This is a genomic window from Undibacterium sp. SXout7W (assembly GCF_049339385.1).
Taxonomy (GTDB): domain Bacteria; phylum Pseudomonadota; class Gammaproteobacteria; order Burkholderiales; family Burkholderiaceae_D; genus Undibacterium.
On sequence record NZ_JBMPPF010000010.1, the window covers coordinates 25,000 to 41,624 of the forward strand.

At 43.9% G+C, this 16,625-nt stretch carries 13 protein-coding genes; 6 read left to right on the plus strand and 7 right to left on the minus strand.

All coding sequences use genetic code 11. The features are described 5' to 3' along the window. Positions 1–44: 44 nt before the first annotated feature. Positions 45–449 (plus strand): helix-turn-helix domain-containing protein, encoded by a 405-nt coding sequence (locus tag ACO0LB_RS11125; protein ID WP_423049166.1) that lies wholly within the window; start codon positions 45–47, stop codon positions 447–449. A gap of 185 nt (positions 450–634) precedes the next feature. Further along, complete coding sequence (locus ACO0LB_RS11130) at positions 635–2,650, plus strand: hypothetical protein (protein ID WP_423049167.1); 2,016 nt, start codon at positions 635–637, stop codon at positions 2,648–2,650. Positions 2,651–3,471: 821 nt separating this feature from the next. On the opposite strand, the gene ACO0LB_RS11135 is transcribed toward ACO0LB_RS11130, so the two are convergent. Further along, a complete protein-coding gene (locus ACO0LB_RS11135; RefSeq protein WP_423049168.1) occupies positions 3,472–4,404 on the minus strand; it encodes a hypothetical protein in 933 nt (310 codons plus the stop codon). Positions 4,405–4,491: 87 nt separating this feature from the next. Beyond that, positions 4,492–5,826, minus strand: coding sequence for an HNH endonuclease (locus tag ACO0LB_RS11140; RefSeq protein ID WP_423049169.1), 1,335 nt, complete (start codon positions 5,824–5,826; stop codon positions 4,492–4,494). 83 nt (positions 5,827–5,909) lie between these two features. Here ACO0LB_RS11140 and ACO0LB_RS11145 point away from each other — a divergent pair, with 83 nt between their 5' ends. The 4 genes from ACO0LB_RS11145 to ACO0LB_RS11160 all read left to right on the plus strand — a co-directional run bounded on the left by ACO0LB_RS11145 (position 5,910) and on the right by ACO0LB_RS11160 (position 8,991). Next, a complete protein-coding gene (locus tag ACO0LB_RS11145) occupies positions 5,910–6,314 on the plus strand; it encodes a hypothetical protein (protein WP_423049170.1) in 405 nt (134 codons plus the stop codon). Beyond that, positions 6,311–6,817 carry an antirestriction protein ArdA gene (locus ACO0LB_RS11150; RefSeq protein WP_423049171.1) on the plus strand — a complete coding sequence of 169 codons (507 nt, stop codon included), beginning with the start codon at positions 6,311–6,313 and terminating at the stop codon, positions 6,815–6,817. Before ACO0LB_RS11145 ends, ACO0LB_RS11150 begins: the two co-directional genes overlap by 4 nt. Before the next feature lie 535 nt (positions 6,818–7,352). Continuing rightward, on the plus strand, positions 7,353–8,006 hold the full coding sequence (locus ACO0LB_RS11155; RefSeq protein WP_423049172.1) for a DUF4272 domain-containing protein: 654 nt from the start codon (positions 7,353–7,355) through the stop codon (positions 8,004–8,006). A 274-nt stretch (positions 8,007–8,280) separates the two neighbouring features. Next, on the plus strand, positions 8,281–8,991 hold the full coding sequence (locus ACO0LB_RS11160) for a tetratricopeptide repeat protein (RefSeq protein ID WP_423049173.1): 711 nt from the start codon (positions 8,281–8,283) through the stop codon (positions 8,989–8,991). A gap of 221 nt (positions 8,992–9,212) precedes the next feature. Here the strand turns inward: ACO0LB_RS11160 and ACO0LB_RS11165 are convergent, their stop codons facing one another. From ACO0LB_RS11165 to ACO0LB_RS11185, 5 genes are all read right to left on the minus strand, one after another. Next, a complete protein-coding gene (locus ACO0LB_RS11165; protein ID WP_423049174.1) occupies positions 9,213–10,328 on the minus strand; it encodes a glycerophosphodiester phosphodiesterase in 1,116 nt (371 codons plus the stop codon). An 11-nt stretch (positions 10,329–10,339) separates the two neighbouring features. After that, positions 10,340–12,745: a TonB-dependent receptor gene (locus ACO0LB_RS11170; protein WP_423049175.1), complete on the minus strand. Its 2,406-nt coding sequence runs from the start codon at positions 12,743–12,745 to the stop codon at positions 10,340–10,342. Between the two features lie 555 nt (positions 12,746–13,300). Beyond that, complete coding sequence (locus ACO0LB_RS11175; RefSeq protein ID WP_423049176.1) at positions 13,301–14,758, minus strand: cobyric acid synthase; 1,458 nt, start codon at positions 14,756–14,758, stop codon at positions 13,301–13,303. 125 nt (positions 14,759–14,883) lie between these two features. Continuing rightward, positions 14,884–15,684, minus strand: coding sequence for a cobalamin-binding protein (locus tag ACO0LB_RS11180; protein ID WP_423049177.1), 801 nt, complete (start codon positions 15,682–15,684; stop codon positions 14,884–14,886). Further along, on the minus strand, positions 15,681–16,616 hold the full coding sequence (locus ACO0LB_RS11185) for a cobalamin-binding protein (RefSeq protein WP_423049178.1): 936 nt from the start codon (positions 16,614–16,616) through the stop codon (positions 15,681–15,683). The genes ACO0LB_RS11180 and ACO0LB_RS11185 overlap by 4 nt, the downstream gene beginning before the upstream one ends. Positions 16,617–16,625: the final 9 nt, after the last annotated feature.

Genomic DNA, 16,625 nt, shown 5'->3' on the forward strand with positions numbered 1-16,625 from the left:
CGTAAAAAGATCATGCTTCCAGCTCCAAGATGACGGAGCATGTCATGCCACAAGAAGAAAAAAATTCAGAAAAGCAGTTAGCCCGTGAGGTCGGCGGGATCATTGCGATTCGCAGGAAAGCCAAGGGATGGACTCAGGCACAACTTGCCGAGCACATGGACATTGAAAAAGAATCGGTCAGCAGACTGGAAACTGGGCATATCGCCCCGTCATTGGCACGCTTGGCTCAGATCGCCAAATTGCTGGACTGCGAAATCAGCGATTTGCTGAAAATCAGCACACCGGATGTGAATGACCAGGCATTAACCCTGATGAACCGTATGGAAGACCTCAGCGATAGTCAAAAGACCGTGTTGCTGGAGTTATTCGGCAAGGTTGCACTGGCTATGGGCAAGCTCAATCCGAAAGACAGGAAGGTCGTTGAAAAGTTTCTTGGAGATGTTTTGTAGTCGAGTCCAAGATTGTATGGATTGATCGGATGTTTGGACGCAAAAATAAAAATATATATCTACTTTGAGCAAATTTGAAGATGGTTGTTTTTGTGGTTTTTAAAATTGCTGTTTAGTAAATTTTCTGTTAATTTACGTACCACATTTAAGCAAGTTTATCGAAGCTGAAAATTTAGGGAGCTGGAATGCTGGTCGATATTGTTGGAAGAATTAATAATCTGCAATTACCAAGAACTCAGCCATATATCCCATTGTTTGAATGTTTGGTCAATTCGATTGAAGCTATGGAAAATTTGCCGGCTTCTAGTCCGCGACGAATTGATGTCAGTATTGAGCACGATATTCGTCAGCAAGGTTTAAAAGGTATTGAGGAGGCCGCATCGTCAATACAAAACATATCTATTTCCGATACTGGCGTTGGTTTTGATGATACAAATTTTCAAGCTTTTTTTCTTTCAGACTCCACTAACAAAGTGTCAAACGGTAATAAAGGAATTGGTCGGTTTACATGGCTGAAGGTTTTTGAAAAAGCATCTGTTAGAAGTACATACCTTGATGGAGCAGACTGGTCTCAGCGTAATTTCGATTTCTTGAAAACGAAAAACGGGGTTGAAAACGAAAATACCTCAGAAGCAAAAAATAAAAAATATCAAACGATAGTATCGTTAAATTCGTTACGAACAGAATACCAAAAGCACTTTCCAAAAAATTTGGAAACAATAAGTCGCAAAATTATTGACCACCTCTTGATTTATCTTGTATCAGGAAATTGCCCAGAAATTTGGCTGCATGATAATTTGGGAAGCCCTTCGCTAAGTGTCAATAATATGTTTGCTGACGAAATTCGTTCTTCCGTCACAGAGATGTCGTTCAAAGTTAAAGAGTGGCCATTCACTGCAAGAATTGTGAAATACCATTCAAGTTCAGCAAAACAGCATTCCGTTTCCTATTGCGCACATCAGCGAGAAGTGCGAACACAAAAAGCCAGTTCGTTAGTTTCAGATTTAACGGTCAAATTATTGGACGACGCAGAAGAGTCATTTGTGTTTCTTACATATGTCTCAGGGCAGTATTTAGATGAGAATGTGAATTCTGAACGCACAGATTTTTTATTTATGCGTGATGACGAGACTGACTTAATCGAGGAGCTTTCCAAGCAAGATCTCTACAAAGCCGTTGGTGCTCAAATTAGAAGTGTAGCTGCACCATTTTTAGCCACGCTAAAAGTCGAAAAAATTCGAAATGTGGAGCAGTTTGTCGCAAATAAAGGGCCTGAATATAGATTCATTTTGAACGAACGATACGAAGAGCATCTTGATTCTGTTCCACCTCACTTGTCAGATGATGCACTCGACTTAGCACTGTTTAAGGTTCAACGCGACATTGAAATTGAACACCGTGAAAGAGCAAAACAGATCACAACTCTTTCAAATAATGCGCAGTCTGATTCTGAGCAATATACGGAACTTTACGATCGCTACATCCAAGAAGAAAATGAGCTGGGAAAAGCCGCATTAGCAAAATATGTCATTCATAGGAGAACCATTCTTGAGCTTTTGGATAGAGCACTAGAGTTTCAGGAAGACGGTCGTTATGCAAAAGAGGAGTTAGTGCATAAACTAATTTTTCCAATGCGTGTTACGTCTGACGATGTTCCATTCTCAGAACAGAATCTTTGGGTTATTGACGAACGACTTGCCTTTCATATGCATTTAGGCTCTGATGTTGCATTAAAAAAATTGAAGGTCGTGAATTTAGATGATACGGACGAGCCTGACATTGTTGTGTTCAATGCACCAACTGCTTTTTCTGAGTCAGAGCAGGCGTTTCAGTCAATTGTACTCGTTGAGTTTAAACGCCCAGAACGAAATGAATATCCGAGCAAAGATGAAGACCCTGTAGAGCAAATTCTTCGTTATGTACGAAAAATAAAGGATGGGGAAGCTAAGAGTATTAAAGGTAAAACTATAAATGGTCAGCGGATACCATTTTACGCTTACATAATTTGCAGCCTCACTCCAAAAATAAGACAAATTGCGGCGGACAGGGATTTTACGCCCACTGCTGATGATGAAGGATATTTTTTCTTTCATAAAAATAGTGGCTGCTACATTGAAATTTTGTCTTACGACAAAATGCTTAATGATGCGAAAAAACGTAATCGAGCATTCTTTGACAAACTTCAAATTCCGTTCAACTAACGAAGTTGTAAATTGCTTGGACTGGCGATAAAGATGGTTATACACAAACATCTTGCTTGTTAGTTCTGCGCGGTTCTACTCTAAAAAAATAACCGAGTAGAACCATGAAAGCCTTACCCCGCATAGCTTTCCTTATTGGTTCTGCGGTTCTACTCTAAATAATTGATATAAAAAAAGAGCAGAAAGGCTACTGCTCTTTTTACCTATACCAAACTTCCATGATTCGCGCAGAACCTGTTTTTTTGCTGAAAAGCATTGATAGACAAGGCTTTCATGGTTCTACTCGGCTGAAAGCCAATGCCAGTAAGGGTTTCGTCTTAAGAGTGTTGCTGGCATTGGCTTGTACGGTTCTGCGCTTTTTTGGCTTGAACGATAATCGAGTAGATTGTTCATACACTTCCTGCATTCAACATATTCGCACCGTTAAATTCCAGTTGACGCAGAAATCGGTACGCCGCTAGTGTACAAATCACCAGCAACTACCCACCATTGCCATGGCTGCGAAATCCGATACAAACGTGAATGCCGAATCGTCTCTCGCGTTTTTTAAGTCATTCATTCAATCGCCATTTGACGACGATACCAATGCAAATATTGAGCATGTCTGGATCGCCCTGATTTATCCTGAAATAGAAATTTTTGATGATAAGACGACTCTTACCATTGATTGCAGGAAAGATGGATTTTCAGCGCCAAAACATTCCTATTCACTGCTTCGCTTTCTTGAACAGTTCCCAGAGTTCAGCGAAAAAATCATTTCGTCACACGATTGCCTGAAATAGTCCTATCAGAATTTTTTGCACAATTCAAAATAATGAATCTCAGCCTTGCAAAGTACCTGAACTTAGACTCTTTCTCACTTGGCTATCAGAATTTACAGGCTCAAAATAACTGTTCAGATGTGTAATTAAAAGATGTGCATACGTAAGCATTTTGTTGATCAATTTTTCCTGTATGTTCGAATTTAATGGTAGCCCAGACGGATGTTTAATATTTCTCTCTAAAAGGTTAATATAATTTGAATATTCTTCGGTACCGAAATATTCTTCAATCATATTTCTTACTATTGGTTCAACTTCCTTATTTCCGGACACATTGCATTTGTCCAATATCTCCTTTGCAAATTTTTCCTTATCTGCGGTAATACCATTCACATGAACCACAACGTGTCGGATTTTTTCTATAAGAATCAAATAAAACCGAAGATGACCATGAATTGAATGCCCATTTTCATCATTTTTTATTCTTGGAACTTTGCAACGAATTCTATTTAGTATTTCAAAAACTGAAATATTTTTTGAGGCTATTTTAAAATTTTCAATGTCTGAAGTGTCGGAAGCTTGAGACAATTTTTTTCTGTGTTGCATACTCCAAAAATCATTTTCCACAAATCCGCAATGGGCATAAACCATCTCGATGAAATCTTCAAATGCTTCATATGCCTCAGAAAGAAGCCATTGATATTGCTTGTTCTTGACCAGGTACGTAAGTTGAATTATTTCTTGAATACTGGTTTTTTTATGCGAGTAAATTAGTGGTTCGCCAGTACAAGGAGCTGGATAATAAAAACTGTCGTAGGAAGTACCAACAATATCTTTGAAAATTTCAGGTGCGTTTTGGTTACGCTCCTCATCATTTAGCAATTTCTCTAAAATATTCTCGGTGTTCTTAGCGACCAATCGTTGGTAATGTTGAATAGACGAAAATTTATCTTTTAATCTTTCAAATTCTTCAGATATTAAATTGCTTATCATAAATATGTGAGCCAAAATAAATTTACTCCTCAATTCAAGTCATAAAAACTGGTCAGAAATTTTTCTCATATTTATCTGGCCCATGAATTAAAGTTCAAGATTGGTTTCTAGTAGATCACCAGTGGTTAAGTCAGAGTCCATTAATAGTGCTTTTTGCTTAAGTACTTCATGGAATGCGCTGTATTCTTTTCCTAAAAATTCAATTAGCTCATCTCGCATTTCATTTCTATTAATTCCGAAATGTGCTTTCTTATGGTCTTCTGGACAAATGGCAACAACATTCCATTCTTGATCATCTCCATTGCAGCTTAATGGAATTACGTGGTGTGCCTCCAGATAATATCCGCCTTGTGCAGTTTCAAAACCTTGCTGCTTACAATACTCGCATATTCCGTCGGCACGATTTTTTGCAGTTCGTGCAACTTCGGAGTCACGAGAAAATGTAGTTGTGCGGCTTATATGCTTCTGTTGTCGGGTGTCACTAATAGGCAAATTTGCATTCGCTGAAATTTCATTTTCGGTGTTACCAATCGAGTCTGAGCATTCGAAACTCCTAGATCCACGAACCAAAATAAACTCATTGGTCGGTTCATCGTAATTGCTGACATACCAACTCTCACTGTCTAATTCACGAGCGTCGACAGTATCAGCTTTATCTATGTCGTTAAATTCTTGCCCTGCTAATAATGCTACTCTAACCGGTGTTTTGTTACTGAATGCAGTGAGACATCGACCATGAAATTCTTCTGCCCGTTTAGCTTTAATCCCAAGATTTTTATTTGTGCTTCTTCTCAGTTTGTTTGCCAGACTAAGCATATTGATTTTGACAAATATTTTGCCGTTTTCTGAATTTTCTAAATGTTTCCACCAAATAAATAGTAAGACAGGTTCACCTTTACCACCGAAACTCCATTGGCTATTTCTGTATGTATCGCCAACTCCTTTCCAGTCGTCAGTTCTGATATTGACTAGCTCAACAACCTTCTTAACCAATAGTTTTTCTATCGGACATAAATCTGCGCACGTGACCGCCTTTGCAATTGACGATTCAACAGGTTTGTCGACAAGTAATTCTAAGTCGTCAACGACCGACCGCATGCGATGCATAGTTGTCTTTGTGTGTCCTTCGTAATATTGGATATGTAAGCGAAGAGAAGTTAAAGCAATATTCAATCCAGTAGAACCATGCTCTGTGAAAATTTGCTCAATGAAGTAGTGCATCGCAGAAGCACTCATCGTCCTATGAAAAACCTGGCCTCGACGTAAATATTTATAGTCATTTATGAAGTCACCTGCTGAGGCTTCATTTAACCCGTGTTCTAAATGTAAAACCTCTATTCCACGTGAAGCAGAAAGCTGACCAATAAATACTTGTTTTGCTATTGCGTATGCCCGAGCAAATTGAGTATCCGTAATTTCCATAAGATTCCTGAGTAATTAACGCGACGAGAGGGACAATAAATTTAACCGTTAAATGGTATCAAAAGTGTCAACAAATTCATATTATGGCATTGGGCTTGCCTTATTCAATATTGATAAAAAAACCTCATTTAATTGAAAAAATTTTTTTGAACTCAAATTCAACCTCCACTGCTTCTCTGTTTTTGCCCGTCAATCTATCTGCACCACCGTTTCCCCGTCTCGCCAAGTCACCAAGATTTGCCCGGACGCGAATCAACACAAGCACACGCCCTTCGGGATTTTCTGCAATCGGTTCTCACTTCGTTGCGACTGCGATTTTGACAAATTGCTTGCATTGCTTCTTGTTCGTCCGTGCCTATCGCTGGCAGGCGAAACGACTCAAAAATGATGCAGATAAACGAGTTGTGAAGTCTGCAAAAACAGAGCAAGTCAAAATCAACTTCAGGCTCAACCAGCCTAAAAACGATACGAAAGCAGGAACACCATGAGCACCTACTTTGCGCAGCCGTATAACACCAATGCAAACGGTTTTTACTTTGACAGCCTGGACGATTACACCAGCCAGTCGGAAAACCTGCTGGATCGCTTTGGAAACCCTGTGGAAGAGTTTGAAATCCAGTTTATAGACGGCGACGACAGCGAGTTATTTTCAGCTTGTAGCATTGATCAGGGGAGTTTGGCTGTATGGTTTGAAACGATCGTTGACCTGAGCGATTATGAAAAAACTGGCTTGTATTATTTGCGGAGTGTTTTGGGCTACTGCTTGGAAAATGCTTTGGATAAGCTGGACGACGTAAATTTGTCTGAAGGTAATTTGATGGATGTAGCCGAAACCCTGTTTGACGAATTCTACTTAGACGACGTGCCTGAATCAGTCCGTGCTTATATTGATTACGAAAAATATGCTCGTGACTGTGAGCTTGGCGGCGACTTATGCGAATTTGATTTTAATGGCACGACATGGACATGTACGAATGCGTTGGGAGTATAGATTAGGCGGGGGCAAGTAACCTGCCCCTAAAAAAATCCTGTTATCAGCAATTCGAATCCCAAACACGAATTCGTATTGAATCGACGCAGCATTCCACTTTCCAATATAATCGACAGGTGTCACTCATTGGGGTCACTCCTTTTTGCTTTCATTCTGTGAAATTCAAAAAAATAACCTCTAACAAATCAATGACTTATAAATGTTGGCGAAGAATCCCCCCTTCTCCGCCAAGGTTACAAAAGCCCTTGAAAAATCAAGGGCTTTTTTGTTTTTAAATTCTGACAAAAGTACATTTCAGTACAAACGAATATAAAACCGATCATAAAATCCTATGATCTTGCGATACCGCTTTATTTACGAAAGCTTCTGATATTAGTTGCAGTCCTCGATAAGCGCATCGAACTTCGATAGAAGTGAATAACTTCCACTCCCTCAATATCGAGTTGCTCAAAAATATCACTGCTTTAAAGAATGCATCTGTTGCAGACTTGATGAGCGCGGTACAATCTGGCACCCTTTTTTCTACCGGCTAGTCATGAAATCTCCGGAATTGCGCAAAGAACTATCTGAATTAATGTTACACAAGCGCGGTATTCGCATTAACTTTCAACTTCCGCTCATAGAAAGTGAAGATGAAATTCATGTACGCTCTTCTGACGAAATATCACAACGACTGATCGCACTATGTCTCATGCATCAGTTTGCCCAACCGGAACAGCGTCAGGCTGTGATCGATCTGATCGAGTCTGCACAGCTACAGGCATGTTTTTCTCCACAGGAGCAGTCATATCTTTTCTCTGGCGCAAAAATGACTGATGAGACATGCATGGTTTATCAACAAGCTCAGGCATTACATTTTTTAATGTGGGCTGCCGGACTAGAAGATATTGGTATGCCAGATGGCAGACAACAAAAATCGGTTGTTGAGCAACTCTGGAGAGATGTCAGCGCGGACGCGATGCTTGTGCAAAAAAAAATCAAACTCCGTTCCAAAACATTATTACTCGACTGGGCTGACTTACTTTACCGTTTGCACTGGGCTGTCCGACATGCGCAGATTACAGGTAAGCCAACACCTGGCAGGCTTGATGCTCATGCGGTCCATGCATGGCATCAAGCTGCCAACTGGATGATTCAGTACGAAGACGAACATGATTGGGATAAAGTCAGCACAGAAACTGCTGGTTAAATTCCACCCCATACAGTGAGCATATAATCCATTTGCTCATTATCTGAACTCCCCATCTGGCCTATAAAATGTCACTGAGAAGAGATGTTGAGCCATCTGCTGATTCACCTACGAATTCGTCTGTGCATTTATTTCTTCGCAATATTGTGTAAGGTACAAATAGACCCAAACCATATCCGGCGGCATCTGGAGCGATTCTCTCGCGCTACTCTTTAAGTTGCCAGATAAAACGACTACAATAAAAGCTCTCGTTTAATTGCAACAGGGCAATAATATGAACTCCCGGATATTCAAATACGCGATCGCGATGTCAGCCATCACGCTCACTGGCATTTCCATTCACCTGGCACATGCTGATGACTTTGAAGATGGCGTGAATTTATACGAGAATCAGGAAATGTCTGAGGCTGCTGATGCCTTCCAGGCCGCGGCAGATAAGGACAATGCCGATGCACAATTCAATTTGGGGCTAATGTATCTGAATGGGGAAGGTATAGAAGAAAATTACCAGCAAGCCATGCACTGGTTTGAACAATCCGCAGCGCAGAATAATGTCCGGGCACAGGTGAATCTGGCTCGTATGTATGCCAAAGGCAAAGGCGTCGCACCTGACTACAATACGGCAGTTTCGTGGTTCAAAAAAGCGGCTGATCAAGGGTATGCGGATGCGCAATATAGTCTGGGTGTACTGTATGTGACGGGAAATGGCACATCGTTGGATTTCAACAAAGCGAAAGATTTATTTCAGCAAGCAGCCGATCAAAACAATGCCAGCGCCCAGTATCAGCTGGGCCTGATGTACTTTAAAGGCAAAGGAATGACTGTCGATAAAGTAGAGGCTTATAAATGGATGACGCTGGCAGGTGAATATGATGATGCAGTGACTTTCCGTGAATATGCGCGTCAGAGCATGAGTGAAGAGCAAATAGAGGAAGCAACAGCCACTGCACGGGAATGGGAACCAGTAGCAACCACTAAATCATGATGGAATCCATTTTAGTAACAGTGCAGCCAATGCAAGCTGAACAAAAGTGAATGATCCTCCATCCAGCAGCAGGATCAAAACCTACACAGCGGTCATCATTGCTCTCCCCTGACCATCTCGGATTTCGCTTCTACGGTCTGCAAAATAAATAAAAAAGCCGGCATGCTCATGCCGGCTTAGAGAATAAGTGAGACTACCTTATCAACCTCGTCATCAAACGATCACCGCCCTGAAATTGCCAGTCGGCCAAGCGCAGAATCGTCCGAGAAAAATCCATCAATTCCAGCATCGATATAACGCCGCATTTCTGCCACCGATCCTTGATCATGCCTCGCATCATCACCTTGGTCGTTACGGAAATCGGCTGCCAGAAAGCGATTCTCTGGACGGAAAGTCCAGGTATGCACCAACAAGCCAGCGTCGTGTGCATCAGCGATCAAGGATGTGGGTTCACCTAATTTGCCGTTGCTTAACAATGGTATCAGTGCTCGGGTTGGTGGTGCGATAATGTCGGCATAACGAGCAATGTCGCGTAAACCTGTTTTACTACACATTTTTTCAAATGTCAGATCACCACCGCTGGCAACCACATCCGCAGGACGAACACTGCCACGCTCGACCAATTGCATCAGCCTGATATGCGCACTTTTACCAATCTTCTTTCGCAGATATTTAAGGTTAGCAACTTCAAACGACTGAATCACCAGCGGACAACGTTGCGTATATTCATGCGCCGCGATACTTGCTAAAAACCGGTCTTCCAGCGGCAAGCCGATGCTGGAAAAATACGTGGAATGCTTCAATTCTGGAATTAAGCCAATCACCTTACCGCTAGTGACGGATTGTGCCGCAGCAAAATCGATAATCTCATCCCAGGTCAGTATCTGAAACATCCTATCGTAGCGAGTATTTTGTGGACGCACGCTTGGCAAGCGTTCAACTGCGCGCAAAGTCTTCAGTTCTGCCAGTGTGAAGTCCTCGACGAACCATCCTGTGTGCGTCACGCCATCAATTGTCTTCGTCACATTTTTAGAAGCAAATTCAGGGCGTTTGGAAACGTCCGTTGTTTCACTCAGAAATGCCTCATGTCTGGCGACCAGCACACCATCGCGAGTAATAACCAGATCAGGCTCAATATAATCTGCACCATCCACAATCGCCTTGGCGTAAGACGCCAAGGTATGTTCAGGACGCAATGCAGAGGCACCACGATGCGCGAACAACTCAACCGTTCTCGGCGTTGCGGCAAGGGCTGAAGATAACAACCGTATCGGAGCAGCAGCCATGAACAAACTTACTGTGCCGGTTTTCAACAATGTTCTGCGAAATTGACTCATACGATTCTCCATTAAAAGTCAGCACCAAAAGTGACGAAGAACTGACGCGGTGCGATAGGGAAAGTGTTATACGTACCACTTGCGGCGCCAACCACAACAGCGGATACGCCGGTAATCTGATTCAAATTCGTGACATTCAGACGCACACGGGCGTTCTTGACGAATGAATTGCCTTCCATAGGAATTTTCGCCGTCACCCCCAGATTCAGCATGAAATAACTGTCAACGGCCAGATCATTGGTATAAGTCGCGTAACGCTTGCCGACGTAATCACCAATCAATTGCGCTTCGATATTGCCAAAGTTTGCGGTCGCCACAAACTTATTCATCCATTCAGGGCTACCCGGAACACGCTTGCCAGAAGTGGAAACCAGCGCTTTACCATTGTTGTAATCATCGTTGTACACAGAACGGTTATACGACAGCGCATTGTAGAAGCTGAAGTGTTTCCCAAAATGCAGTGTACCGGCCAGATCAATACCATCCGTAGTCACACTACCTACGTTCGCCAGCACAGGATTGCCGCCAACGATAGAAGAAATCACAGGAGTCGGGCTAATCTGCAGCAAACGGTTACTGAAATCAACATGATAGACAGTCACCTGACCATCAACACGCGTCAATGCACCAAGATCCAGATTACGCTTACCCCTCAAACCTGCTTCATAAGTCACCGATGTTTCTGGCTGTGCAGTGTTCTTGAACAGATCAAAAGCAGACTGGCTGGACAAACTCCACGGCGATGCGCCACCACCGCCATAAGTGACGAACTGGCGCATGTTCTTCTGGATATTGATAAAGAGCTGATCACGTGAATTGATATCCCACAACAAACCAACTTGTGGCAAGAACCATTTCTTCGTCGTGATATCACCGACTGGCAATGCAGTAGAGCCACCTGAGATTGCGCCTGGCAATGGCTGTACCGGGAAATCACCTTTTGCATATTGCAAGCTGGATTTGAAACCCATTTGCAAAGCAAGATCAGAACGCACGCGCCACTCGTCCTGCAAATGTAACTGCACGACATTGTTACGGATTTCACTACCGTATTGTGTGATCAGCGAATTAGAAGGACGATCGTAAGGGGAACTTGGATTATTCACATCCAGCGGATACCATCGGCGATATGCGGAAGATTCGTTGTGTTCCCACCAGCCGCCCAATTCAATCTGATGATTGCCGAACTCGGTACGCAGATTAGAGATCAGTCCGGTGCGGTGAATATCATATTCGGTTGTTCGTGTGGCATAGCCAGAATTACCAAATACTTTTTTCAAATCCTGGTTAGGAAAATACACACCGAACAAAGCAGGCAAACCCGCCGCGCTGATAGGGCCTGCGACGACACCGACACCATCATCACGATGAAAATATACCTGATTCGACCAAACAGTAGTTGGGCTCAGATTCCAGTCGTATTTGGCATAAGTCAGCACGTCCTTACGCTGTGCATCACTGTAAAAATTGCGATAGTTGGAGCCATCTGCAGCAGGCGTGGCACCGTTTGCTGACAAATACGCTAATGCCGCCTTGAAATCGGGATACAGGAAAGGACGGGTATATGGCGCACTGGTTTCCCCCGTAACATGCACGGTGCTATCTTCATTCGGTTCTATTTTGTCGTTGTAATTGAAGAATAAAGTCAGCTTGCCTGCATCTTTATTACTGACAAATTTACCATTGAACTGTTTGCCGCCTTGTTTTCCATCAAAGTCCCAGGCACGTGCATCCTGGCGCATGACTGACACATAAGCAGCATTGCCCTCGCCAAAATTACCGGTGTCAAAGCGTGCATAAGTTCTGGAGGCGCGATAGCTACCCAGCGTCTGTTCTAGCGTTGTTTTACGGGTGGCCAGCGGATCACTGGAAAATACCTCTATCGTGCCGCCCAGATTGCTAGTGGATGGCGTCGCCAGATTACCAGCGCCCGATGACAAGATGACGTTACGCACGTTTTCGCTGATGACAGCACGTTGCGGTGACAGCCCGTTGTAATTACCGTATTGCTGATCACCCAATGGTACGCCGTCCATCGTGTAGCCCAGTTGCTGCCCGTTGAATCCATGAACAAACAATGACAGATTCTGTTCGTTATTACCCCAGGGATCAGCAGTTGCGAAGGTCACGCCTGGCAAGGTCTGCAAGGATTTGACAGGGTTGATGCCAGGAAGAATTTTCTGCATTTCGCTACCACGTAAGGACACTGCCGAACGTGTGCTTTGCGAAGAAATTTCCACAGTTGCCACGCTACCTTCAGCCTTGTCTCCCTTATCATCCTGATTTGTACCAGCCTTTACGGGCGTAGTTTGTGCACTGATTACAGGAGAGAATGCCATTAAACAAGCGGCAGAAATGGCGAGCAATGGAAAAACCGTCGGCGCCTTCGATTTCTTTTTTAATTGAGCTGATTTCATCTGTTTCTCTTCAATAAATAAGGTAAGTAACGCAAAGCAATATAAATAGCCCGCGTAGCTTAGTGACCTTTTATGACCTTGAAATGACGCATTTCTACTCAGCGGTATCAAAACGCACTAAAAAAATCAGCTTTCATTGAAAAGAACAGGTGTCGTTGCTCAACATATCTCACCATATAAAATGAAAAATACATGCTGCACTCAGATTGCTGTGAGATGAGAAACCGCGCAATGCCGAAGCAATGAGCCCAGTAAGGTGCAGCTGAGTTGAGAAGATTTAAAAGAGGTGATTGATGAATGTTAAAACAGTCTGCAATAAAGATTGTGTTGATCACACTATCCGTATCGCATTCGGATTAACAAAATCCGTTGGCAGTAAACTATTGCTGTATCAGATGAAGCTTCATTAAGTTTCATCGATCGATCTTCATCTGATGTATCAAAGTTGTTGTCGATATTGATGGAATTGATGTTGCTGATGTCGCCAAAATCATTCATGCCACTCTGCCTTAAAACAATGGTTCAACATGTCATCAGCAAAAAATAATATGGACGCTAGAGTGCCTGCAACGCCATCAATAAAGGAATGCAGGCATCCGCAACACGATCAATGCTGTGTTCACGTAATGCCGATAGATCAATTCTGAACTCACTTTTGAGTCCGGCCCATGACAACAACGCAGCACATGCCTCAGGGTGATCAAACAAGCCATGCAGATAGGTTCCCAAAATCAAGTCATCTGCTGACCGTGCACCTTCGTTCTGACCATCGATATGAAATACCGGCAAAGTCGAATGCGTGGCATACGTCAACCCCATATGGATTTCATAGCCACTGACTGCTGCCGGACTTTCATTATTCTCCGCCTCAAACATACAGACACCACTCACTTGCTGAAGACGCTTTTCCTGCGTCAATTCGGTCTTCATTTCCAGTAAGCCCAAACCGTCAGAATCGCCGGGGATTCCTTCGACACCGTGCGGGTCACTGACAACCTGCCCCAACATTTGGTAACCACCACAAATACCAATCACTTTACCGCCATAGCGCAAATGTTTTTCCAGCACATGGTCCCAACCTTGTTGCTGTAAAAATGCCAGGTCGGCACGCGTATTTTTACTGCCAGGCAAAATAATTAAATCTGCGGCCGGTATCGGCATATCAGGGCCAATGAATTGCAAATCGACATCAGGGTGAGCACGCAGCGCATCAAAATCCGTATGGTTGGAGATGCGAGGAATTGCAGGAACAATGATGCGGAATTTTCCGGTGCTATGTTGACTGGACTGAATCGCATCTTCCGCATCCAGTTGCAAACCGTGCAGATAGGGCAATACCGCCAACACTGGCTTCCCGGTCTTTTTCTGCAACCACTCCAGACCGGGTTCCAACAATCCAATATCACCACGAAAACGATTAATGACAAAACCAATGATGCGTTGTTGCTCTGACTCAGACAGGCAAGCGAGTGTGCCAATAAAATGAGCAAACACGCCGCCACGATCAATATCCGCAACCAGAATGACCGGGCAATCGACAGCTTCGGCAAATCCCATATTCGCGATATCCCGATCGCGCAAATTCACTTCTGCCGGGCTGCCAGCCCCTTCCACAATGATCGCGTCATATTGTTCTTGCAAACGTTGATAAGACTCCAGCACAGCACTCATGGCGATAGTTTTATACTGATGATAATCACGGGCATCCATATCTGCCCTGACTTTGCCGTGCACAATCACCTGCGCCCCAATATCGGATGACGGCTTGAGTAAAACCGGATTCATGTCCGTATGCGCAGGCAAACCCGCTGCAATTGCCTGCAAAGCCTGTGCTCTGCCTATTTCACCACCATCGATAGTGACCGCGCTATTGAGCGCCATATTTTGGGGTTTCATTGGCACGACACTGACACCTTGGCGATGTAACAGCCGGCACAAAGCGGCAACAACCGTACTTTTGCCCGCATCAGACGTCGTGCCTTGTACCATTAAAGTGGAAATATTCATGCCCATCCTGATCTGAAAAAAACGAGTGCTATGCGAATTTGAATATACTGTGTTTTTACAGGTTTAAAAAAAAACCATCACACCACCGGAGTAGTTTTGCGTCAGCCTCCGGCTTACGTCATTTTTGTGATTTATCTGGTTTGTGCAGACTGCCATTCTGCGATCAGCACATGTAACTGCAACAATCCGTGTTCGATAGCAGATGGCCCGGGGGACAAAATATCGGGCGATTTGATTTCCAGCACCCGACCTGACTGAACCGCCGGAATCTGCTCCCAACCAGCTCTGTCGCGGACAGTTTCTGGTCTGAATTTTTTACCACACCAGGAACCAATAATGATATCGGGCGCGCGACGTATCACTTCACATGGGTCAGCAATGATGCGTTCTCTGGCGCTGTGAAAACCGGCAAGATCAGAAAACACATCCTCACCACCAGCAATGCCGATCAGCTCAGAGACCCAGCCGATACAGGACATCAGAGGCGCATTCCACTCTTCGAAATATATTTTAGGGCGGCGGGTCCAGGTGGCTGTCTGAGCGCGAATGGCGGTGATCTGTTGTTCCAGCCTGCTGATCAGTGCCTGCCCTTCTGACGCTTTACCGATCAATGCTGAAAGCACGCCTATCATCCGGAATATGCCTGCAACATCGCGCTGATTAAACGCATGAACTTCAATACCGGCGCTGATCAAATCGCGGCACAATTCAGATTGCATGTTCGAATAGGCGATTACCAGATCGGGGTTCACCGCCAGAATGCGTTCTATCTTGCCAGACGAAAAACCACTGACTTTTGGCTTTTCGTCACGCGCCCTCGGCGGTCTGACGGTATAACCGGAAATACCCACCAGTAAATCTTCTGCGCCCAGGGCGTACATCACCTCAACAGCTTCGGTAGATAAACAAGCAATGCGCTGGTAATAACTCATTTTTTCCCTTTGTTTTCTTTATTATTGCCGGAATTACGATGAATGCGCGCTTGTTCCAGAGCATCGCAAATCGCTGCTGCTCCATCGATGATACGTGGCCCGGAGCGGTTCACCAGATCACCATCGACTGTCATCAGCTGATTATTTTTTACAGCAGTCATGCTGCTGAATGTCTTCCATTGTTCTAGTCCGTTATCGCGCTGATTTTTGCTCTCGGCACTAATCAGCACTTCTGGATTTTCGTGCAATACAGCCTCAATACTGACAACAGGAGCCGTCACTGGTAACTTGCCAAAAATATTTTCCCCGCCGCACAAACGTATCGCATCGCTGACGATATGCTTATCGTTGAGCGTGTACAAAGGCTTATGCCATACCTGGTAAAACGTTCTGACTTTCGGCTTGCCCTGATATTTATTCGTCAGCTCTGACAAACGTTGCCGGAAATCAGCCGCAGCCGCATTGGCTGTTTTTTCGGTGCCGAACATACTGCCGAATTTGACCAGTGTTTCCGGAATCTGTTCCAGTTTATGTGGCTCGCTGAAAAAAAATGGGATTCCTGATTGCTTCAATACATCCAGTTGGCGTTCAAATGCACCATGCATCCAAACTACCAGCAAGTCAGGCTTGAGCGCCATAACACGCTCCATATCGAGCTGACGGTTATCACCGATACGAGGAATATCTTTTGCTGCCGCAGGAAAATCGCTATATCTCACGGTGCCAACAATCTTGTCACCCGCACCTGCAGCGAAAATCAGCTCTGTCACATGCGGAGCCAGACTGACAATACGTTGTGGTGCCCGATTAATTGTCAGAGTATTGCCAGCATCGTCAGAAACAATCACAGGTGCGGCAGTTGCAACAGAAAAGACGCCAAGCAAAAAAAACACCGGCCAGTTATTTTGTATTACTTTTATTATTTTTTTCACTGCGGCACG

Excerpts from the sequence above, each read along its gene's own strand:
- ACO0LB_RS11125 (WP_423049166.1), top strand. The coding sequence starts at position 45 with ATGCCACAAGAAGAAAAAAATTCAGAAAAGCAGTTAGCCCGTGAGGTC.
- ACO0LB_RS11130 (WP_423049167.1), top strand. The coding sequence starts at position 635 with ATGCTGGTCGATATTGTTGGAAGAATTAATAATCTGCAATTACCAAGA.
- ACO0LB_RS11135 (WP_423049168.1), bottom strand. The coding sequence starts at position 4,404 with ATGATAAGCAATTTAATATCTGAAGAATTTGAAAGATTAAAAGATAAA.
- ACO0LB_RS11140 (WP_423049169.1), bottom strand. The coding sequence starts at position 5,826 with ATGGAAATTACGGATACTCAATTTGCTCGGGCATACGCAATAGCAAAA.
- ACO0LB_RS11145 (WP_423049170.1), top strand. The coding sequence starts at position 5,910 with ATGGCATTGGGCTTGCCTTATTCAATATTGATAAAAAAACCTCATTTA.
- ACO0LB_RS11150 (WP_423049171.1), top strand. The coding sequence starts at position 6,311 with ATGAGCACCTACTTTGCGCAGCCGTATAACACCAATGCAAACGGTTTT.
- ACO0LB_RS11155 (WP_423049172.1), top strand. The coding sequence starts at position 7,353 with ATGAAATCTCCGGAATTGCGCAAAGAACTATCTGAATTAATGTTACAC.
- ACO0LB_RS11160 (WP_423049173.1), top strand. The coding sequence starts at position 8,281 with ATGAACTCCCGGATATTCAAATACGCGATCGCGATGTCAGCCATCACG.
- ACO0LB_RS11165 (WP_423049174.1), bottom strand. The coding sequence starts at position 10,328 with ATGAGTCAATTTCGCAGAACATTGTTGAAAACCGGCACAGTAAGTTTG.
- ACO0LB_RS11170 (WP_423049175.1), bottom strand. The coding sequence starts at position 12,745 with ATGAAATCAGCTCAATTAAAAAAGAAATCGAAGGCGCCGACGGTTTTT.
- ACO0LB_RS11175 (WP_423049176.1), bottom strand. The coding sequence starts at position 14,758 with ATGGGCATGAATATTTCCACTTTAATGGTACAAGGCACGACGTCTGAT.
- ACO0LB_RS11180 (WP_423049177.1), bottom strand. The coding sequence starts at position 15,684 with ATGAGTTATTACCAGCGCATTGCTTGTTTATCTACCGAAGCTGTTGAG.